This is a genomic window from Mesorhizobium sp. B2-5-7 (assembly GCF_006440875.1).
GTDB classification, from domain to species: Bacteria; Pseudomonadota; Alphaproteobacteria; order Rhizobiales; family Rhizobiaceae; genus Mesorhizobium; species Mesorhizobium australicum.
This window is the reverse complement of the sequence record NZ_VFUO01000001.1, coordinates 198,939-215,344: the sequence shown is the minus strand read 5'-3', so window position 1 is coordinate 215,344 and position 16,406 is coordinate 198,939. Positions and strand designations below refer to the sequence as shown.

Below are 16,406 nucleotides of genomic sequence, written 5' to 3'. Positions count from 1 at the left end.
TGAAATTTCAATCCATCCGGATCGTAACGAAGCGCAATTCACCGGTCTTCGACGCCAGCATCAAGAGCGCGTTCTTGCGGCCCTGCTCCTTCAGCGCGCCAATCCGGTCCATGACGTCCTTGGGCGTGGCGACCGACTCCTGCGCGATCTCGGTGATCACCTCGCCCGGCTGGATACCGCGTTCCGCGGCGGCGGAGTCCTTGGCCACGTCGGTGATGACGACGCCGGAGACATCGCCGGCGATGCTGAACTTCTTGCGCGTCTCGTCGTTGAGTTCGCCGACCGTCATGCCAAGCACCGAGGCGGTCGAGACGGCCGGAGCCTTGTCAGCGCCCTTGTTCTGGTCGGTATTGCCATTCTCGCCGCTCGCCAGCTTCTCGCCATCCTCGAGCCGGCCGAGCGTCACCTTCACCGTCTGCTCGACACCCTTGCGCACGATCAACACGTCGACGGCCTTGCCCACCGGGCTTTCGGCGACGACGCGCGGCAGGTCGCGCATTTCATGGATGTCCTTGCCGTCGAACTTGATGATGACGTCGCCGGCCTGGATGGTGCCGTTGTCGACTGGTCCGCCCTTGATGACGCCGGCCACCAGCGCGCCCTTGGCGGTCGCCATGCCGAGGCTTTCCGCGATGTCGTCCGTCACCGGCTGGATGCGCACGCCGAGCCAGCCGCGCCGCGTCTCGCCATATTGGCGCAACTGCTCGACGACGCCAGAGGCGAGCTGCGAGGGAATGGAGAAGCCGATGCCGATCGAACCGCCGGACGGCGAAATGATCGCCGTGTTCATGCCGATGACCTCACCGGCGCTGTTGAACAGCGGTCCGCCCGAATTGCCGCGGTTGATCGCGGCGTCGGTCTGGATGAAGTCGTCATAGGGGCCTGAATTGATATCGCGGTTGCGCGCCGAGACGATGCCGACCGTGACCGTGCCGCCGAGGCCGAACGGATTGCCGACCGCCATCACCCAGTCGCCGACGCGCATCTTGGTGGAATCGCCGAATTTCACCGCTGTCAGCTTGTGACCTTTCGGATCGACCTTCAGCACCGCGACGTCGGTCTTGGTGTCGGTGCCGACCAGCGTCGCTTTCAAGGTCACGCCATCGGAGAAATTGACCTCGATGTCGTCGGCATCGGCGATCACGTGGTTGTTGGTGACGACGATGCCTTGTTCGGCGTCGATGACGAAACCCGAACCGAGCGACTGCACCTTCTGCGAGCCGCCATCCTTTTCGCCACCGCGGTTCTTGAAGAAATCGTCGAAGAAATCCTGGAACGGCGAGCCTTCGGGCAGTTGCGGCATCGGCACCGCGCCCGGCCCTTCCGTGCCCTTCACCGTTTGTGATGTCGAGATATTGACCACCGCGCCAAGCACGCCTTGCGCCAGGTCGGCGACCGAGGCCGGTCCGTCGGCGGCGAATGTCGGGGCCACGAAGGACGGAACGGCGACGGCGCCCAGGACCAGCGCTGCCGCGCCGGCGACCAATGTCCGTCGAGCGGCGTCCAAAAGGGTGTTGGATGTCATCGAGAAGCCTCCCGGCATTTCTAAAAGAGAAAAGCGCTTCGACGAAAACGCCGTGTCGCGCCATGATGGCAAGAAATACGGCACGTTTGCGGCTATGACCATCGGTGGAGTGTAAATCGAGCGTTATTCCGCAAACCGCCGCCTCTACACGCCCCGCACCAGCCAGACGACGCCAACACCAATGGCGATCGCCGCCAGCCCGCCGATCCGCAACGCATTCTCCGGCATCGACAGCACTTCGCCCGCGAGCTTCTTCGCAAGGCGGGGAAAGCCGCCATAGACCAGGCCCTCTATGACGAGGACCAGGCCTATCGCCGCGAAGAAATCCTGCACCGGCCGTTACTGGCCGGTGCTGGGTTGTGTCGTCGGCGCGGCAGGTGCCGCAGCCGGCGCCGTCGGTTTCGCCGGTCCTTCCTTGCCGTCGGGATCGCGGAAGTAGCGGAAGAACTCCGAACTCGGCGACAGCACCATGGTCGTCCCGGTGTTGTCCAGCGCGGTGCCATAGGCATTCATCGACCGGTAGAAGTCGAAGAAGGCGGGATCGCGCTTGTAGGCATCGGCGAAGGTGGCGCTGCGCTGCGCCTCGCCCTCACCGCGCAGGATCTCGGACTCCTTCTGCGCTTCGGCAACGATCTCGACCACTTCACGATCGGCGCGCGCCGTGATGCGCTGTGCCGCTTCGTTGCCGCGTGCCCGCAGCCGCGCAGCCTCCGCCAGGCGTTCCGCCTTCATGCGGTCGTAGGTCTGCTGTGAAACTTCGGCCGTCAGGTCGGTGCGGCGGATGCGAACATCCTCGATCTGCAAGCCGAGCGACGTGGCGTCGGGCCTGAGCTGATCGCGCACTTCGCGCATCATCACGGCACGCTCTTCGGAAAGCGCGGCCTCGAAATCGCGCAGACCGTAGACGCGGCGCAGGGCAGCGTCGAGACGCGTCCTGAGCCGCGCTTCGGCCAGTTCGATCTGACCGGACACGGCGGCCCGGAAGACGCGCGGATCCGAGATGCGATAGGCGATGAAGGCATCGACCTCATAGAACTTGCCGCCGGAGACCTGGACGCGGATGTTGTCGAGGTCGAAGCGCAGCACCCTGTTTTCGATCAGTTGCACCGTATCGGCGTCGAAGAACGAGAACGGCGCCTTGAAGTAGATGCCGGGCTCGCTCTTGACGTCGACGATCTCACCGAAGCGGAGCACCAGCGCCTGCTGGCGCGCATTGACCACGAAGACCGAGGAATAGATCAGGAACAGGACGACCGCCGCCACGGCGACGACGATGGGAAGACGGTTGGCCATCACTTGGTACCTCCCGTGTTCGCGGCGGGCGCGGCCGGTGCTGGCGGTTTCGGCTGCAATGCGGGCAGCGGCAGATAAGGCACGACACCCTGTCCGTTGCCCTGCTCGACGATGACCTTGCTCGAGTCCTTCAGAACCCTCTCCATGGTTTCCAGATAAAGGCGCTTGCGCGTGACATCGGGGGCTTTGGCATATTCGTCGTAGACCGAGATGAAGCGCTGCGCCTCACCTTCGGCTTCCTGCACCACACGGTTTTTGTAGGCGGCCGCGTCTTCGCGGACCTGGGCTGCCTCGCCGCGTGCCTGGCCGAGTTTCTGGTTGGAATACTGATTGGCCTGCTCGACGAACTTGTCCTCGTCCTGCTCGGCGCGCTGCACCTCGTCGAACGCATCTGCCACCTCGCGTGGCGGTGCCGCATCCTCGATGGAGACGGCGTTAACGTTGAGACCGGCCTTGTAGCCGTCCAGCGTCGTCTGGATGATCTCGCGCACCGAGGCCGCGATGCCCTGGCGATCGTCGCGGAAAATGTCCTGCGCCGGCCGGCGGCCGACGGCTTCGCGCATGGCGCTCTCGGCAACCTGCCGCAGCATGCCGTCCGGGTCGGAGACGTCGAACAGGTAAGCGCGGGGATCGGAGACCTGGTAGGCCACCGAAAACTGCACATTGACGATATTCTGGTCGCCCGAGAGCATCAGCCCGTTGCCGCTGGTATTGCCGCCGCCAATGTCGACAAGCTGCTCTGAAATCTTCGCCGTCTCGACGGTCTCGAGAGGCCACCAGTGGAAATGCAGGCCTGGCTGGGAAAGCTCGGCCTTCGGCTTGCCGAAGCGCAGTTCGACCGCGACCTCGTCGGGCTGCACGGTATAGACCGCCTGGAAGGCCCACAGAACAACCAGCACCGCGGCGATCAGGCCGAACACCGCCGGACTGGCGCCACCGCCGCCGGGCAGCGCGCGCCGCAGCCGATCCTGGCCACGGCGAATGATGTCTTCGAGGTCGGGAGGCGACCCCTGCGGGCCGCTTGGCCCCTTCGGTCCCTGCCCCCAGGGTCCCTGATTGTTACCGCCGCCACCCCACGGGCCGCCGCCTCCGCCACCTTTGTCGTTCCAGGGCATGAATGTCCTTTCGCTTGGAATTCCCTCAAGCACCGCGGTTACGGCGCAAATCCAGTGTCGTTCTTCTATAGGGACGCCACGGCGCGCTTTCAACGCGATGCGCCGCCGACTTCATCCGTTTTGGGCCGGTAGCGACCCTTTGTCGTCCTTTATCTTCAAACTGTCTCGCGGCGGCGCTCATAAACCGTATAGCGCGTCGCATGGCTGTCCTTTTCTCCTGACGCAATCTCCCGCGAACTGACCACTTGCCATGCATCAGGGTCGATCGGCGGGAAATGCGCGTCGCCGTCGACGTCGGCCAGCACATGGGTCACGTGCAGACGGTCGGCCAGCGGCAGCGCCTGGGCATAGATTTCGCCGCCGCCGATGATGCAGACCTCGTCGACGCCTGTCATGCGGTGTCCGCGCACGGTCGCCAGCTGGATCGCGGCTTCCAGCGTATGCGCCACCTCGACGCCCTCGGCGCGCCAGGCCTTGTCGCGGGTGACGACGATGTTCAGCCTGCCCGGCAGCGGCCGGCCGATGCCTTCATAGGTCTTGCGGCCCATGATGATGGGCTTGCCCATCGTGTCGGCCTTGAACCGCTTGAGGTCGGTGGAGAGCCGCCAGGGCAACCCGCCGTCCCGCCCGATCACGCCGTTCTCGGCAATGGCGACATAGATGGCGACATGCATCAGTTTGCGTCCCCGCCATTGCTGTCCGACGGGACGAGCAGGAGGATGTCGATGTCGTGCTCGGGATAGAAATCGTTCGCCTTCATCTCGAAACGCGTCGGCCCGACCTTTTTGACGTTGTCACCGCAGAACGAGACCAGGGCTTTCGGGTTGCCCTTGTCGACGGTCAGCTTGAACTTGCCGATGGTGCCCGCCGCCCAGTTGCCGCCGGTGGTCAGGATATAGGCGATGCGGCTTTCGTAGAATTTGGGATAGCCGTCCGGATTGTCCTTGGCCGCCTTGCGCACCGCATTCTCGAATGTGTCGTCCATGCAGTAGCGGCTCTTGTAGGCCGCGTATGAGTTCTGGAACTGGCCTTCATTGAAGAAACTGACCGAGGATGTGCCGCCCACGCTGGGCTTGTAGCGGTGCGAGACGTGAACGTCCTTGTTGGCCGGAAAGGCCGCGCGCCACCAATAGGTCGAGCGCAATTGCCAGAACGGCGAATAGACCGGTTTTTGGCCACTGTCGGCTGTGGAATCCCCGATGATGATGCCGCGGTTGACCCAGTCGTCAGCAACCCCTTGCGGCAGCTTCGCCAGCGCCGCCTTGGCCGCGTCGCCGAACGGGTTGAAGGGCACGTTTTGCGCCTTGAGGTCGGCGCCGATGTCGATGCCGAGCGCGAGCACCTTCTGCTCGAGTTGGGGCTTGGCCGCGACGCCGTCGATCGTCACCTCGAAGCCGAGGAAATTATCGCTCTGGTTTTCCGGGATCGCCGGCATCTCTTCGGGATCGCCGGAAATGTCGGGCATCGGGAAGGCGACTATCGCGTCGACATCCCTGTCGGTGTTGTTGTGGAAGATGTAGTCCACCGTCACCTTTTCGGGCGAGATGAAAAGATCCTCGCTTTGCATCGCCACGGCATCGCTGCGCGACAGGATCAGGCCGCCAGTGCCAAGCTCGGCAACCGAATCATTGGCCATTGCAGGCGCGACCGAAAGCGCCAACGCTAAAGCCAGAACAGATCGCAACATCGAAGCCCCCTCGGCTGGAATGCCTGAATGACCCTAGCCGTTTCAATGCGGCGTTTCAAAGCCCTTCCGCTTGCTGGGCGTGCGTGACCGGTCTGGACACGCAGGCGGTCTGGACTAACAGGTTCCGATGGGGCAGGAGTTCGCGCCATGCGCAAGCTTCTCGTCATCGGCATCGGCGCCGGCAATCCCGACCACATGACTATCCAGGCCATAGCAGGGCTGAACAGGGCGGACGTCCTGTTTATTCCCGACAAGGGCACCGACAAGACCGATCTTGCCAACCTGCGGCGCGGCATCTGCGACCGCTTCGTCACCAACCCGGCCTCACGCCGGGTCGAGTTCGACGTGCCGGTGCGCGCCGAACCAACCTCTTCCTATCGCTCGACCGTCGACGACTGGCATGAAGCCATCGCCGCCATCTACGAGGGACTGATCCGCGACGAGATCTCCGGGGGTGGCTGCGGCGCCTTCCTGATCTGGGGTGACCCCTCGCTCTACGACAGCGCTCTGCGCATCCTCGAGCGCGTGCGCCTGAGGGGCAATGTTGCGTTCGACCTGGAAGTCATCCCCGGCATAACGGCCGTCCAGGCGCTGGCAGCCAGCCACAAAACGGCGCTGAACCGCATCGGCGATCCCGTGCTGATCACCACCGGCCGCCGCCTGACCGAGGAAGGCATGCCGGACAATGCCGGCAGCGCCGTCGTCATGCTCGACGGCAAATGCGCCTTCAACACGCTGGCAGACCAGGACCTTTTCATCCAATGGGGCGCCTATCTCGGCACGCCCGACGAGATCATCATCTCCGGCCGCCTTGGCGATGTCGGCGCCGAGATCGAAAGGCGCCGCGACGAAGCCCGCCGGAAGAAAGGCTGGATCATGGATACGTATTTGCTGCGAAAGCCGGAGTAGTGGAATAGTGAGTAGTCAGTAGTCAGTAGGGACTAGGCTGTACTCACTACACTACTCACTACTCACTACTCCCTACTCACTACTCCCTACTCCCTACTCCCTACTCACTACTCCCTACTCACTACTCCCCTATCCCGCCTCAATCTCCGACTGCAACGCGTCCATATGCGTTGCCGCGGCCGCACTCGCCGCGCGCTCGATGGCGCGAAAACGGCTGACCACGGCCAGGCCGACGGTCGTCAGTTGCGCGCCGCCGCCCTTGCGGCCGCCGGTCTGCGCCGCCACCAGCGGCTTGCCGAACACCCGGTTCATGTCCTCGACCAGGTCCCATGCGTGCTTGTAGGACATCTCCATGCCGCGCGCGGCGGCCGAGATCGAACCGAAGGTGGCGATGTGCTCCAGAAGCTCAATCTTGCCAGGACCGATCCGTCCGTCCGGATCGAGATTTATCCGCAAGCTCAGCGACGGCATTGTTGCTCCTCCGCGACCGCTTCAGCTTCGGCGACCGTTATTCCAAAACAATATAGCGCCGATCACCGCCGCTGTCAGCCATCGACGTCGAGCGGCAGACCGGCGCCGGTATTTCCCCGATCGAAGCTCACGGTCTTGACCACCGCGAAAACCTTGCCGCCGAGCCGCAGCTTCAGCGCCTGCCGCGACTGTTCCGTGATGCGGGCGAGCACCGTTGCCCCATTGCAGTCGATGCCGATTTCGACCGTCGGCCCCTCGCCGGGACTGATCGCGACGATCGTGCCGGGCAGGATGTTGAGGGCACTGAGGCCCGTCGGTTTCTCCGCGGCGATCATCACGTCGCGAGCGCGAATGCGGATACGCACGGGAGCCCCGGCCTTCATCCCAAGACGCGGCACGCGGATCTCGCCGGCGGCCGAGCCGAGCACGGTCATCCCAAAAGCCTCCTCGTGACGCAGCACCTTCGTGTCCAGCACGGCGCCGCCCTCGCCGCGCTCTTCCACCGGCAACAGGTCGAGCCTTTGCATGACAGCGTCGGTCGGGCCGCTAGCCGTGACCTTGCCCCGCGCCAGCATCACCACGTCGCTCGCCAGCCGCGCCACCTCGGCGACCGAATGGCTGACATAGACGATCGGGATCTTCGTTTCGTCGCGCAGCCGCTCGATATAGGGCAGGATCTCGGCCTTGCGCGCTTCGTCGAGCGAGGCCAGCGGCTCGTCCATGAGCAGCAGTCTGGGGCTGGCCAGCAGCGCCCTGCCGATCGCCACGCGCTGCTTCTCGCCGCCCGAGAGTTTTGCCGGTCGTCGCCCAAGCAGCGGGCCGATGCCCAGCAATTCTACAACGGCGTCCATGTCCGCATAGCGTTCCGCCGCCGGCGTGAACCAGCGACCGTAGCACAGATTGCTCATCACGCTCATATGCGGAAACAGGCGCGCATCCTGGAACACCATGCCGATGCGGCGTTTGTGCCTTGGCACGAAAATGCCGGCACCCGCGTCGACCAGCACGCGGCCATCGACCTCGATGCGCCCCTTGTCCGGCCGGATCAGCCCGGCAATCATGTTGATCAGCGTCGTCTTGCCGGAACCGGACGGCCCGAACAGCGCCGTCAGCCGTCCGGCGCTCTCGAAGCGGGCATCGATGGCGAAATCGCCAAGCCGGTGGCCGATGTCGACAAGGACGCTCATTCGATGTCCATCCGCCGCCCGACCCGCCGCGCCAGCACTTCCGATGCGACCAATGCCGCCATCGAGATGACGATCGAAATCAGCGTCAGTCGCAGCGCCCCTTCGTCGCCGCCCGGCACCTGGGTAAAAGTGTAGATCGCCGACGGCAGCGTCTGCGTCTCGCCAGGAATGTTGGAGACGAAAGTGATCGTCGCGCCGAACTCGCCCATCGCCTTGGCGAAGGACAGGATGGCGCCGGCGATCAGCCCGGGCAGGATCAGCGGCAGCGTGATGGTGCCGAACACCCACAGCGGGTTGGCGCCGAGCGTTCCCGCCGCCGCCTCCATCTTGCGATCCACCGCCTCGATCGACAGCCGGATCGCCCGCACCATCAGGGGAAAGCCCATGACACCGCAAGCAAGGGCGGCACCCGTCCAGCGAAACGAGAAGACGATGCCGAAATGCTCGGCCAAGAAGGCACCGGCCGGGCCGCGCTTGCCGAACGTCAAAAGCAGGAGATAACCGGTCACCACGGGCGGCAGGATCAGCGGCAGGTGCACCACCCCGTTGAGCAGCGTCTTGCCCCAGAATTGCCCCCGGGCAAGCAGCAGCGCGATCGCTATGCCCGGCGGCAGGCTGGCGAGCATCGCCACCGTCGCCACCTTGATGGACAGCCGGACCGCATTCCATTCGTCGGGAGTGAGGTCCAGCAGCCAGCTCATAGTGCGGTATCGGGCCTTTTCGAACTCAGTTGCTCGCCGACTCAGTTGCTGGGCGTGAGCACGGTAAAACCCTGTTCCCTAAAGAGCGCGCCAGCCTTGGCGGACTGCAGGCATTTCAGGAAGGCCAGCGTATCCTTGTCCTTCGAATCGGCGGTCTGGGCAACCGGATAGATGATCGGCGGATGTGAATCCTCGGGGAAGGTGCCGACCACCTTGACGCCCTTTTCGGCGTGCGCGTCGGTGGCATAGACGATGCCGAGGGCGGCCTCACCAGTTGAAACCAGCTTCAGCGCCGCACGGACATTCTCGGCCTGTGCCACCTTGCCCTCGACCGAGGACCAGACGCCGAGCGATTCCAATGCCGCCTTGCCGTACTTGCCGGCCGGCACGGCCTTGAAGTCGCCCATGGCAAGCTTGCCATCGCCGACGAGCTTGGCGAGGTCAAAGCCTTTCTCGATCTTGGTTTCGACCGTCGAATCCTTCGGCGCCACCAGCACGATCTCGTTGCCCAGCAGCTTCACTTCCGTGTCGGGCTTGGTCAGCTTCTTGTCGGAGAGATATTTCATCCAGTCGAGATCGGCGGAGATGAAGACGTCGGCCGGCGCCCCACCCTCGATCTGCTTGGCCAATGCCGAACTCGCGGCATAGGAAACGGTCGCGGCCTCGCCGACATCGGCTTCGCAGGCCTTGTTCACCGCATCGAGCGCGTCCTTGAGACTGGCCGCCGCGAACACCACGACCTTGTCTTCCGCGTGCGCTGCCGGCATTGCCGCCATCAATGTCGCCGCAAAGCCGCCAATGGCGATCATCCTCAACCCGAAACCTTTGCGTGTCATCGAAAACTCTCCCTGGGTTCAAACTCCGGTTGGCTCGAAGCCTGTAGACCGATATATCCGCATGGATATAACAAGGGAAGGCCCGGCCGGCTGAAACTCGATCCGGCGCTGCATGATTGTTCTGATAAAACCGCCGCCGCGAAAGGAACTGCAATGAAGATCAGCGCCCGCAACGTGCTCGAGGGAACGATCACCGAAATCGTCAAGGGAGCCACCACCTCGCATGTCCGCATCGACATCGGCGGCGGCATCATCGTCACCGCCTCGATCACCAATGAAGCTGTCGCCGACCTCAAGCTCGAAAAGGGCAAGCAGGCCTACGACGTGGTCAAGGCCTCGGAAGTGATGGTCGGCATCGACTGAAAAGCCGCGGCTCAGACCGCGATGGGCGCCTTGATCGACGCGTCGGCGACGTAGTTTTCCAGCCGGAAATCCTCGAAGCGGAAGGCGAAAAGGTCCTTCACCTCAGGATTGATCCACATCGTCGGCAGGGTCTTTGGCGTGCGCCGCAACTGTTCGCGCGCCTGCTCGAAATGGTTCGAGTAGAGATGCGCGTCGCCAAGCGTGTGCACGAAATCGCCCGGCTTCAGCCCTGTCACCTGCGCCACCATCAGCGTCAGCAGCGCGTAAGACGCGATGTTGAACGGCACGCCGAGGAAGATGTCGGCGGAGCGCTGGTAGAGCTGGCAGGAAAGCCGGCCCTCGGACACGTAGAACTGGAAAAGGCAGTGGCAAGGCGGCAGCGCCATGGCTTCCACCTCGGCGGGATTCCAGGCCGAGACGATCAGCCGCCGCGATTGAGGATTGCGGCGGATCTCCTTGAGAAGATTGGCGATCTGGTCGATCGAGCCGCCATGGCCGTCTGGCCAGGATCGCCACTGCCTGCCGTAGACCGGGCCGAGATCGCCATTCTCGTCGGCCCATTCATCCCAGATTGAAACGCCGTGGTCGGTCAGGTACTTGATGTTGGTGTCGCCGGCCAGGAACCAGAGGAGTTCATGGATGATCGACTTCAGATGAAGCTTCTTGGTGGTGGTGACCGGAAATCCGCGCGCCAGATCGAAGCGCATCTGGTAGCCGAAGACGGAGCGCGTGCCGGTGCCGGTGCGGTCGCCACGATCGGCGCCGTTGTCCAGCACATGCTGCAGGAGATCGAGATATTGGCGCATCGGTTCCGGGCTCGATTCGGGATCTCTCCGATCATAGCGCATATAGGCGCTGACGCCACGCTTGTCTGAGATCGTCCCCACTTAGCAGGGACGAAGCCCGCCCAGAATCCTCACCGGCGAACCGGAAGCGCGGAAATCGCCAACCGGCCGCCAGGATGAAGTAACCAAAGGTCTCAGAGAGAGCCGAGCTTGCCCAGGTCCTTGGCCACCAGATAGTAGAAGGTCACGCGGTTCTTGGTGTTGTCGGCGTGCATCGCCTTGCAGGTCTTCTCGATCGCGGCGTCGGCTTTCGCCCCGTCGCTGACGCCGAGCTTCTTGGCCACCCAGCTCTCCTTGACCCGCGCCAATTCCTTCGGATCCGTGCAGGACACCAGCGAGGAATCGCGGTTCCTCAGCGCAATGCCCAGGTGCTTGACGATTTTTTCGACCGCATCGGCGCTTGCCGCGGCGTCATATTTCTTCACATCCGCAAGATAGTCGGCCATCAGAATTCCCCTCGTCGGCGCCACGGATCCGATCGATGAGGGCTGTGGCGCGCTTCGCAACTTGTGCGCTAGGTCGGTAACTCCTCACCGCCCGCAAAGCTTCGGTTGAGACCGCGCCCAAGTCAACCCTTGGCGTCGCGATTTGACACAGGGACAAAGCACCATTGCGGCCTTTCATTTCCGCGCAAGCCCCCCTATATTCGTTTTGTCGGCTTGACCGACTATGGCGATAAATGGGCGATGAAATAAGCCGTTCGGACCCGGGGGCGGTACCCGGCGCCTCCACCAAAAGCCGCTGTTGAGGACAGAGCGGTTTTTGCTGGGGGCGAAATAGGATCGACGAAGGTGTAAAGATCGTACTTTTGCCCGGCATTGTACCACCGTCATCGGGCTAAACTTATAGTTGCCAACGACAACTATGCGGAAGCACGTCTCGCTGCTTAATGCAGTGCGATAGCTTCAAATCAAGCCCTAGGGGTTCGCACTTCTAGGCGGGGTTCGGAGGTACCTGGCAACAGAAACCTCCACTTCTCCCCCTTTCATTTTGCGTGACGCACAACGGTTCCTGCCGTCAAGACTTCGCACGTCCACGGCTGCGAAGCCGCTGCGTTGCGTGCCCTTTCTCCATGGACAAAATGCAAAACAATTCCGATCGATTCTTCGTGCTAACCGGCGGCCCCGGTTCCGGCAAGACCACCTTGATCGAAGCCTTGCGGCAGGCGGGCTTTGCGACATCCGCCGAGGCCGGGCGCGGCATCATCCGCGACCAATCCGCCATTGGTGGAACCGCCCTGCCCTGGAGCGATCGCGCATTGTTCGCCGAACTGATGCTGTCGTGGGAAATGCGCTCGTACCGTGCGGTCCGCGAGCTGGCCGGTCCGGTCTTCTTTGATCGCGGCGTGCCGGACACGATCGGCTATCTCAGGCTCTGCGGCCTGCCGGTGCCGGATCACCTCACCAGTGCCGCCACGGAATTCCGCTATGCGCGTCGCGTCTTCGTCGCCCCGCCATGGCCGGAGATCTTCACCCAGGACGAAGAACGCAAGCAAACCCTCGACGAGGCCGAGCGCACTTGCCAGTCCGTGGCCGGCGTCTATGCCGCACTCGGCTACGAACTGGTGACCTTGCCGCTGGCCCCAGTCGAAGAGCGTGTACGCTTCCTCCTCGACGCTGCTGGATTGCCGCTGACATCGCGGACATAAAGAGGTCGGACGGGTCCGGCCTTTCCTGTGCGTTGGTGGACCAGGCGATACCTTGTAAACTGAAACCACACCCCATGGAGATCGGAAACATGGCGCTCAAGCGGATGGACAATGTAGGAATCGTCGTCGAAGACCTTGGAGTGACGATCGATTTCTTTCGCGAACTCGGCCTCGAGCTCGAAGGGCGGGCCACGGTAGAAGGAGAATGGGCCGGACGCGTCACCGGACTGGGCCACCAGCATGTCGAGATTGCCATGATGCGCACGCCGGACGGCCACAGCCGGCTGGAGCTGTCACGCTTCCTCGCGCCGCCTGTCGTCGCGGATCACCGGACCGCCCCCGTCAACGCCCTGGGCTATCTCCGCGTCATGTTCACCGTGGACGACATCGACGACACGCTTGAAAGGCTCCGCACGCGCGGCGCGCAACTCGTAGGCGAAGTGGTCGAGTACAAGGACGTGTATCGGCTCTGCTACATCCGTGGGCCTGAAGGGCTTCTCATCGGCCTCGCCCAGGAACTCAGCTGAGCGTCAGCCGCCAGAGCGCGGTCTTCAACCCGGGGGCAAACGCCGGCTTCAACACAAAAAAGGCCGGGATCGACCCGGCCTCCCCTGGTTTATTGGAAAAGGTGCTTACTCCGCCGGCGCTTCGACCGCTTCGCGCGAACGGCCAAGCGTGACTTTCGCCAGTGCGAACGAGATCACCGCGCAGAGCGTGATGCCGGCGACCATCGGCAGCGGCGTGCCGTCGAAGAACACACCGGCGACGCCCATGGCGAGCGCGCCGATGGCGAAGTGCAGCGTGCCCATCAGCGCCGACGCCGTGCCGGCGATCTCGCCATGCTCTTCCATGGCCAGCACCGATGTGGTCGGGATGACCAAGCCGAGGAAGCCGTAGCCGACGAACAGCAGGGCCGCCATCACGTCAAGCCGATCGACGCCCGTCACCATGATCGCGAACAGCACAACCATCGTCGTCGCGTAGCCGGTCACCGCCACCCACACCACGCGCTTCAGTCCGAACCGTTCGGAAAGCAGGCCCGTCAACTGCGACATGCCGATGAAGGCAACCGCGTTGATCGAGAAGAAGACGCTGTAGACCGAAGGCGACAGCCCGTAATGGTCGATCAGGATGAAGGACGAACTCGACAGATAGACGAAGAAGCTCGCAATGCCGAAGCCGGCGATCGCCACCAGGCCGAGGAAATTACGGTCGCCCATCAGGAAGCGGTAGCCGGCAAGGGCGGTACCGAAGGAGGACCCGACGCGTTCTTCCGCCGGCCGTGTCTCCTTGAGCGAGGTCGCGAGCAGGATGGTGGCAAGCACCGCCGCGCCGGTCACGGTCCAGAACACGGCGCGCCAGCCGAAATTCTCAATGATCTGGCTGCCGGTCAGCGGCGCCAGGATCGGCGACACCGAAAACACCAGCATCAGCAGCGACATCAGCTTGGCGGCCTCATTGCCGGTGTGCAGGTCGCGCACGATGGCGCGCGGAATGGCCATTCCGGCGCTGGCGCCAAGCCCCTGCAGGAAGCGGAAGGCGATCAGCCACTCGATGGTCGGCGCCATTGCCGAGCCGATGCCGCCGGCCATGAACAGCGCCAGGCCGCCATAGAGCGGCAGCTTGCGGCCGACCATGTCGGAGATCGGCCCGACGACGATCTGGCCGAAGCCCATCGACAGGAAGAAGATCAAAAGGCTCATCTGCACGGCGGCGGTGCCGGCATGCAGATCGGTGCCGATCGACGGCAAAGCGGGCAGATACATGTCGATGGCGAACGGGCCGATGGCGGACAACAGGCCGAGCACGACCGCGATGCGGAGGAATTTGGGGCTCATGATATTGGCTTCTTTCGAATCTGGTTGCCGCCGCCAGGCGACGTCTGACCCTAGGACGTTCCATCCCGAGGGTTTCCTACTCCTGGAGTAAATTTATTCGTCTCCGGAGCGAAATCCCCTTATATCGTGTCCACAAATTTAGACAGTCTTGTCTAAATCGTCAATCACCTCTATATAGATTTTCATGAGACCGGGCGTTTCTCCTGACACTTTCCCGCCACGCGGCCACGAGGCCAAGCGCCTGTCGATCGTCGACGCCGCTGCCGGCGTGTTCTGCCGCGAAGGTTTCGCCGGCGCCAATATAGACTTGATCGCGGTTGAGGCCGGCGTGTCGCGCCAGACGGTCTACAATCACCATGGCGACAAGGAAAAGCTGTTCATCGCGGTCGTGCGCGACCTGACCGAGCGCTGCAACGCCGGCATTTTCGCCACCATCGCCACCTTTCCCGATCAGCCTGGGGATCTTGAGGCCGACCTGATCGGTTTTGCCGTGCGCCTGAATCAGAACTGCATCTGCAACCGCGACGGAAAATTCCTGCGCAAGCTGATCCAGACCGAGGGCGAGCGCTATCCCGAGCTCTTTGCCGAATGGCGCGAACAGGGACCCGGCAGGACATGGCCGGCGATCGCCGCCCGCTTCGCCCGCCTCGCCTATGGCGGCTATCTCGCGATCGACGATCCCGACGTCGCGGCGCGCCAGTTCCTCGGCCTCGTCAATGCCGAATTGCAGACCACCTTCATGCTCGGCGGCACGCCGGGCGAGGACGAGGTGGTGCAATCGGCGAAAAACGGCGTGCGCACCTTCCTGCGCGCTTTCGGCAAGCGCCCTTCCCCGACCAGCCTCAAAAGACACGCTGCGCTGGCTAACGCATAACATTTGGCGTTGCCGCCAAACCGCCTTGCCGATCAAATCGTTTGCAATAGTCCTCGCTTCGGCCCGGCGGCGGTCTATATCAGGTTTACGCCGCGCCCAAGCTTGATTACAGCTATGCGGACGATTCAACGGAACCCGACCACCTCATGGCCGACGACCACATCCGCTACGACATTCTGGCCCAGGAGGCGTTGCGCGGCGTCATGCGCAAGGTCCTGGCAGAGGTCGCGCGCACCGGCCTCCCCGGCAACCATCATTTCTTCATCACCTTCCTGACCGGCGCGCCGGGCGTGCGCGTCTCGTCGCGGCTGCGCGAGCGCTATCCCGAGCAGATGACCATCGTCATCCAGTTCCAGTATTGGGACCTGAAGGTGACCGACACCGGTTTCGAGGTCGGTCTCTCCTTCTCCGACGTGCCGGAAAAACTGGAAATCCCGTTCTCGGCCGTGCGCGGCTTCTACGACCCCTCCGTCAATTTCGAGCTCGAATTCGACGTCAAGACCGATGCGCAGCCCGACGAGGAACCGGCAGCACCGGCGCCTGAGCCGCTGACCATCGTCTCAGAGAAGAAGCCGAAGGCCGAGAAGAAGGCCGCCGCCGAGGCGGAGAAGAAGGCAACTGCCGCGGATGCCGGCACCAAGGGCGCCGAAGTGGTCTCGCTCGACGCCTTCCGCAAGAAATAGGCTCGCGGTCCGTGGCCGACATCGTCAATCTCCGCCAGGCTCGCAAGCAGAGGGCGCGGGACGACAAGGCACAAACCGCTAGCCGGAATCGCGCCTTGCACGGTCGCACCAAGGCCGAAAAGGAACGCGACCGCCTGATCGCCGACAAGAGCGAAAGGTTTGTCGCGGGCCATCATCGCGAAAAGCCCGCCCAGCCTGACGATCGATGAGCGCCGTCGAAAAACGCTCGGTGACCATTCGCGGCCATCGCACCAGCTATTCCCTCGAAAAGCCCTTCTATGACGATCTCGTCGCCATCGCGGCGACCAGGAAGCTGACGCTCGCCGCCCTTGTCGCCGAAATCGACGAGACCCGGCCCCGTGACACCAACCTGTCCTCGGCGCTCAGGCTGCATGTCCTGGAGTGGGCGAAGCGCGCGACGAGCGCCTGAA

21 protein-coding genes and 1 other RNA gene are annotated in these 16,406 nt (G+C 63.3%); 9 read left to right on the top strand and 13 right to left on the bottom strand.

What is annotated here, in order from left to right:
• Positions 1-7 precede the first annotated feature (7 nt).
• The 6 genes from FJ543_RS01005 to FJ543_RS00980 form a co-directional block, all read right to left on the bottom strand.
• Entirely contained in the window at positions 8-1,525 is a 1,518-nt protein-coding gene (locus tag FJ543_RS01005; protein ID WP_140724138.1) for a DegQ family serine endoprotease, read from the bottom strand.
• Between the two features lie 144 nt (positions 1,526-1,669).
• The gene (locus FJ543_RS01000; protein WP_015317277.1) at positions 1,670-1,858 is read right to left on the bottom strand and encodes a DUF2065 domain-containing protein; all 189 of its coding nucleotides are present in this window, start codon (positions 1,856-1,858) and stop codon (positions 1,670-1,672) included.
• A gap of 6 nt (positions 1,859-1,864) precedes the next feature.
• Entirely contained in the window at positions 1,865-2,818 is a 954-nt protein-coding gene (locus tag FJ543_RS00995; protein WP_140615721.1) for a protease modulator HflC, read from the bottom strand.
• Positions 2,818-3,933: an FtsH protease activity modulator HflK gene (hflK, locus tag FJ543_RS00990; RefSeq protein ID WP_140660953.1), complete on the bottom strand. Its 1,116-nt coding sequence runs from the start codon at positions 3,931-3,933 to the stop codon at positions 2,818-2,820. Before hflK ends, FJ543_RS00995 begins: the two co-directional genes overlap by 1 nt.
• Before the next feature lie 155 nt (positions 3,934-4,088).
• A complete protein-coding gene (locus tag FJ543_RS00985; protein ID WP_140873402.1) occupies positions 4,089-4,607 on the bottom strand; it encodes a dihydrofolate reductase in 519 nt (172 codons plus the stop codon).
• Positions 4,607-5,620, bottom strand: a complete 1,014-nt coding sequence (locus FJ543_RS00980; protein WP_140873400.1) for a DUF4424 domain-containing protein — start codon at positions 5,618-5,620, stop codon at positions 4,607-4,609. The genes FJ543_RS00985 and FJ543_RS00980 overlap by 1 nt, the downstream gene beginning before the upstream one ends.
• A gap of 147 nt (positions 5,621-5,767) precedes the next feature.
• Here FJ543_RS00980 and cobF point away from each other — a divergent pair, with 147 nt between their 5' ends.
• Positions 5,768-6,529, top strand: coding sequence for a precorrin-6A synthase (deacetylating) (cobF, locus tag FJ543_RS00975; protein WP_140873398.1), 762 nt, complete (start codon positions 5,768-5,770; stop codon positions 6,527-6,529).
• Between the two features lie 129 nt (positions 6,530-6,658).
• On the opposite strand, the gene FJ543_RS00970 is transcribed toward cobF, so the two are convergent.
• From FJ543_RS00970 to modA, 4 genes are all read right to left on the bottom strand, one after another.
• The gene (locus FJ543_RS00970) at positions 6,659-7,000 is read right to left on the bottom strand and encodes a winged helix-turn-helix domain-containing protein (RefSeq protein WP_015317271.1); all 342 of its coding nucleotides are present in this window, start codon (positions 6,998-7,000) and stop codon (positions 6,659-6,661) included.
• A 74-nt stretch (positions 7,001-7,074) separates the two neighbouring features.
• Positions 7,075-8,187, bottom strand: coding sequence for a molybdenum ABC transporter ATP-binding protein (gene modC / locus FJ543_RS00965; protein WP_140615711.1), 1,113 nt, complete (start codon positions 8,185-8,187; stop codon positions 7,075-7,077).
• On the bottom strand, positions 8,184-8,888 hold the full coding sequence (gene modB, locus FJ543_RS00960; protein ID WP_023782669.1) for a molybdate ABC transporter permease subunit: 705 nt from the start codon (positions 8,886-8,888) through the stop codon (positions 8,184-8,186). The genes modC and modB overlap by 4 nt, the downstream gene beginning before the upstream one ends.
• 41 nt (positions 8,889-8,929) lie before the next feature.
• Complete coding sequence (gene modA, locus FJ543_RS00955) at positions 8,930-9,724, bottom strand: molybdate ABC transporter substrate-binding protein (RefSeq protein ID WP_015317268.1); 795 nt, start codon at positions 9,722-9,724, stop codon at positions 8,930-8,932.
• Positions 9,725-9,877: 153 nt separating this feature from the next.
• Here modA and FJ543_RS00950 point away from each other — a divergent pair, with 153 nt between their 5' ends.
• Complete coding sequence (locus tag FJ543_RS00950; protein WP_015317267.1) at positions 9,878-10,087, top strand: molybdopterin-binding protein; 210 nt, start codon at positions 9,878-9,880, stop codon at positions 10,085-10,087.
• An 11-nt stretch (positions 10,088-10,098) separates the two neighbouring features.
• Here FJ543_RS00950 and FJ543_RS00945 read toward each other — a convergent pair whose 3' ends face one another.
• Complete coding sequence (locus tag FJ543_RS00945) at positions 10,099-10,893, bottom strand: thymidylate synthase (protein ID WP_015317266.1); 795 nt, start codon at positions 10,891-10,893, stop codon at positions 10,099-10,101.
• A gap of 173 nt (positions 10,894-11,066) precedes the next feature.
• Positions 11,067-11,378, bottom strand: coding sequence for a DUF2853 family protein (locus tag FJ543_RS00940; RefSeq protein ID WP_015317265.1), 312 nt, complete (start codon positions 11,376-11,378; stop codon positions 11,067-11,069).
• Positions 11,379-11,546: 168 nt separating this feature from the next.
• On the opposite strand from FJ543_RS00940, the gene ssrA reads away from it, so the two are divergent.
• The 3 genes from ssrA to FJ543_RS00925 all read left to right on the top strand — a co-directional run bounded on the left by ssrA (position 11,547) and on the right by FJ543_RS00925 (position 13,107).
• Positions 11,547-11,907, top strand: a transfer-messenger RNA (tmRNA) gene (ssrA, locus tag FJ543_RS00935).
• A 106-nt stretch (positions 11,908-12,013) separates the two neighbouring features.
• On the top strand, positions 12,014-12,580 hold the full coding sequence (locus FJ543_RS00930) for an AAA family ATPase (protein WP_140726199.1): 567 nt from the start codon (positions 12,014-12,016) through the stop codon (positions 12,578-12,580).
• Between the two features lie 89 nt (positions 12,581-12,669).
• Complete coding sequence (locus tag FJ543_RS00925; protein WP_140726196.1) at positions 12,670-13,107, top strand: VOC family protein; 438 nt, start codon at positions 12,670-12,672, stop codon at positions 13,105-13,107.
• A 105-nt stretch (positions 13,108-13,212) separates the two neighbouring features.
• On the opposite strand, the gene FJ543_RS00920 is transcribed toward FJ543_RS00925, so the two are convergent.
• Positions 13,213-14,418: a multidrug effflux MFS transporter gene (locus FJ543_RS00920; RefSeq protein ID WP_140660946.1), complete on the bottom strand. Its 1,206-nt coding sequence runs from the start codon at positions 14,416-14,418 to the stop codon at positions 13,213-13,215.
• A 184-nt stretch (positions 14,419-14,602) separates the two neighbouring features.
• On the opposite strand from FJ543_RS00920, the gene FJ543_RS00915 reads away from it, so the two are divergent.
• From FJ543_RS00915 to FJ543_RS00900, 4 genes are all read left to right on the top strand, one after another.
• On the top strand, positions 14,603-15,292 hold the full coding sequence (locus FJ543_RS00915) for a TetR/AcrR family transcriptional regulator (protein ID WP_140726194.1): 690 nt from the start codon (positions 14,603-14,605) through the stop codon (positions 15,290-15,292).
• Positions 15,293-15,438: 146 nt separating this feature from the next.
• The gene (locus tag FJ543_RS00910) at positions 15,439-15,975 is read left to right on the top strand and encodes an SspB family protein (protein ID WP_023782673.1); all 537 of its coding nucleotides are present in this window, start codon (positions 15,439-15,441) and stop codon (positions 15,973-15,975) included.
• Positions 15,976-15,986: 11 nt separating this feature from the next.
• Positions 15,987-16,184, top strand: coding sequence for a DUF4169 family protein (locus FJ543_RS00905; RefSeq protein ID WP_140873396.1), 198 nt, complete (start codon positions 15,987-15,989; stop codon positions 16,182-16,184).
• Complete coding sequence (locus tag FJ543_RS00900; RefSeq protein ID WP_015317259.1) at positions 16,181-16,405, top strand: ribbon-helix-helix domain-containing protein; 225 nt, start codon at positions 16,181-16,183, stop codon at positions 16,403-16,405. The genes FJ543_RS00905 and FJ543_RS00900 overlap by 4 nt, the downstream gene beginning before the upstream one ends.
• Position 16,406 lies beyond the last annotated feature (1 nt).

Bases quoted from the DNA above. Each gene is read 5' to 3' on its own strand.
- FJ543_RS00950 (WP_015317267.1), top strand. From the start codon at position 9,878: ATGAAGATCAGCGCCCGCAACGTGCTCGAGGGAACGATCACCGAAATC.
- FJ543_RS00940 (WP_015317265.1), bottom strand. From the start codon at position 11,378: ATGGCCGACTATCTTGCGGATGTGAAGAAATATGACGCCGCGGCAAGC.
- FJ543_RS00915 (WP_140726194.1), top strand. From the start codon at position 14,603: ATGAGACCGGGCGTTTCTCCTGACACTTTCCCGCCACGCGGCCACGAG.
- modC (WP_140615711.1), bottom strand. From the start codon at position 8,187: ATGAGCGTCCTTGTCGACATCGGCCACCGGCTTGGCGATTTCGCCATC.
- FJ543_RS00910 (WP_023782673.1), top strand. From the start codon at position 15,439: ATGGCCGACGACCACATCCGCTACGACATTCTGGCCCAGGAGGCGTTG.
- FJ543_RS00970 (WP_015317271.1), bottom strand. From the start codon at position 7,000: ATGCCGTCGCTGAGCTTGCGGATAAATCTCGATCCGGACGGACGGATC.
- FJ543_RS00920 (WP_140660946.1), bottom strand. From the start codon at position 14,418: ATGAGCCCCAAATTCCTCCGCATCGCGGTCGTGCTCGGCCTGTTGTCC.
- modB (WP_023782669.1), bottom strand. From the start codon at position 8,888: ATGAGCTGGCTGCTGGACCTCACTCCCGACGAATGGAATGCGGTCCGG.
- FJ543_RS00930 (WP_140726199.1), top strand. From the start codon at position 12,014: ATGCAAAACAATTCCGATCGATTCTTCGTGCTAACCGGCGGCCCCGGT.
- cobF (WP_140873398.1), top strand. From the start codon at position 5,768: ATGCGCAAGCTTCTCGTCATCGGCATCGGCGCCGGCAATCCCGACCAC.
- modA (WP_015317268.1), bottom strand. From the start codon at position 9,724: ATGACACGCAAAGGTTTCGGGTTGAGGATGATCGCCATTGGCGGCTTT.
- hflK (WP_140660953.1), bottom strand. From the start codon at position 3,933: ATGCCCTGGAACGACAAAGGTGGCGGAGGCGGCGGCCCGTGGGGTGGC.
- FJ543_RS00985 (WP_140873402.1), bottom strand. From the start codon at position 4,607: ATGCATGTCGCCATCTATGTCGCCATTGCCGAGAACGGCGTGATCGGG.
- FJ543_RS00980 (WP_140873400.1), bottom strand. From the start codon at position 5,620: ATGTTGCGATCTGTTCTGGCTTTAGCGTTGGCGCTTTCGGTCGCGCCT.
- FJ543_RS00925 (WP_140726196.1), top strand. From the start codon at position 12,670: ATGGCGCTCAAGCGGATGGACAATGTAGGAATCGTCGTCGAAGACCTT.
- FJ543_RS00945 (WP_015317266.1), bottom strand. From the start codon at position 10,893: ATGCGCCAATATCTCGATCTCCTGCAGCATGTGCTGGACAACGGCGCC.
- FJ543_RS00900 (WP_015317259.1), top strand. From the start codon at position 16,181: ATGAGCGCCGTCGAAAAACGCTCGGTGACCATTCGCGGCCATCGCACC.
- FJ543_RS00995 (WP_140615721.1), bottom strand. From the start codon at position 2,818: ATGGCCAACCGTCTTCCCATCGTCGTCGCCGTGGCGGCGGTCGTCCTG.
- FJ543_RS01005 (WP_140724138.1), bottom strand. From the start codon at position 1,525: ATGACATCCAACACCCTTTTGGACGCCGCTCGACGGACATTGGTCGCC.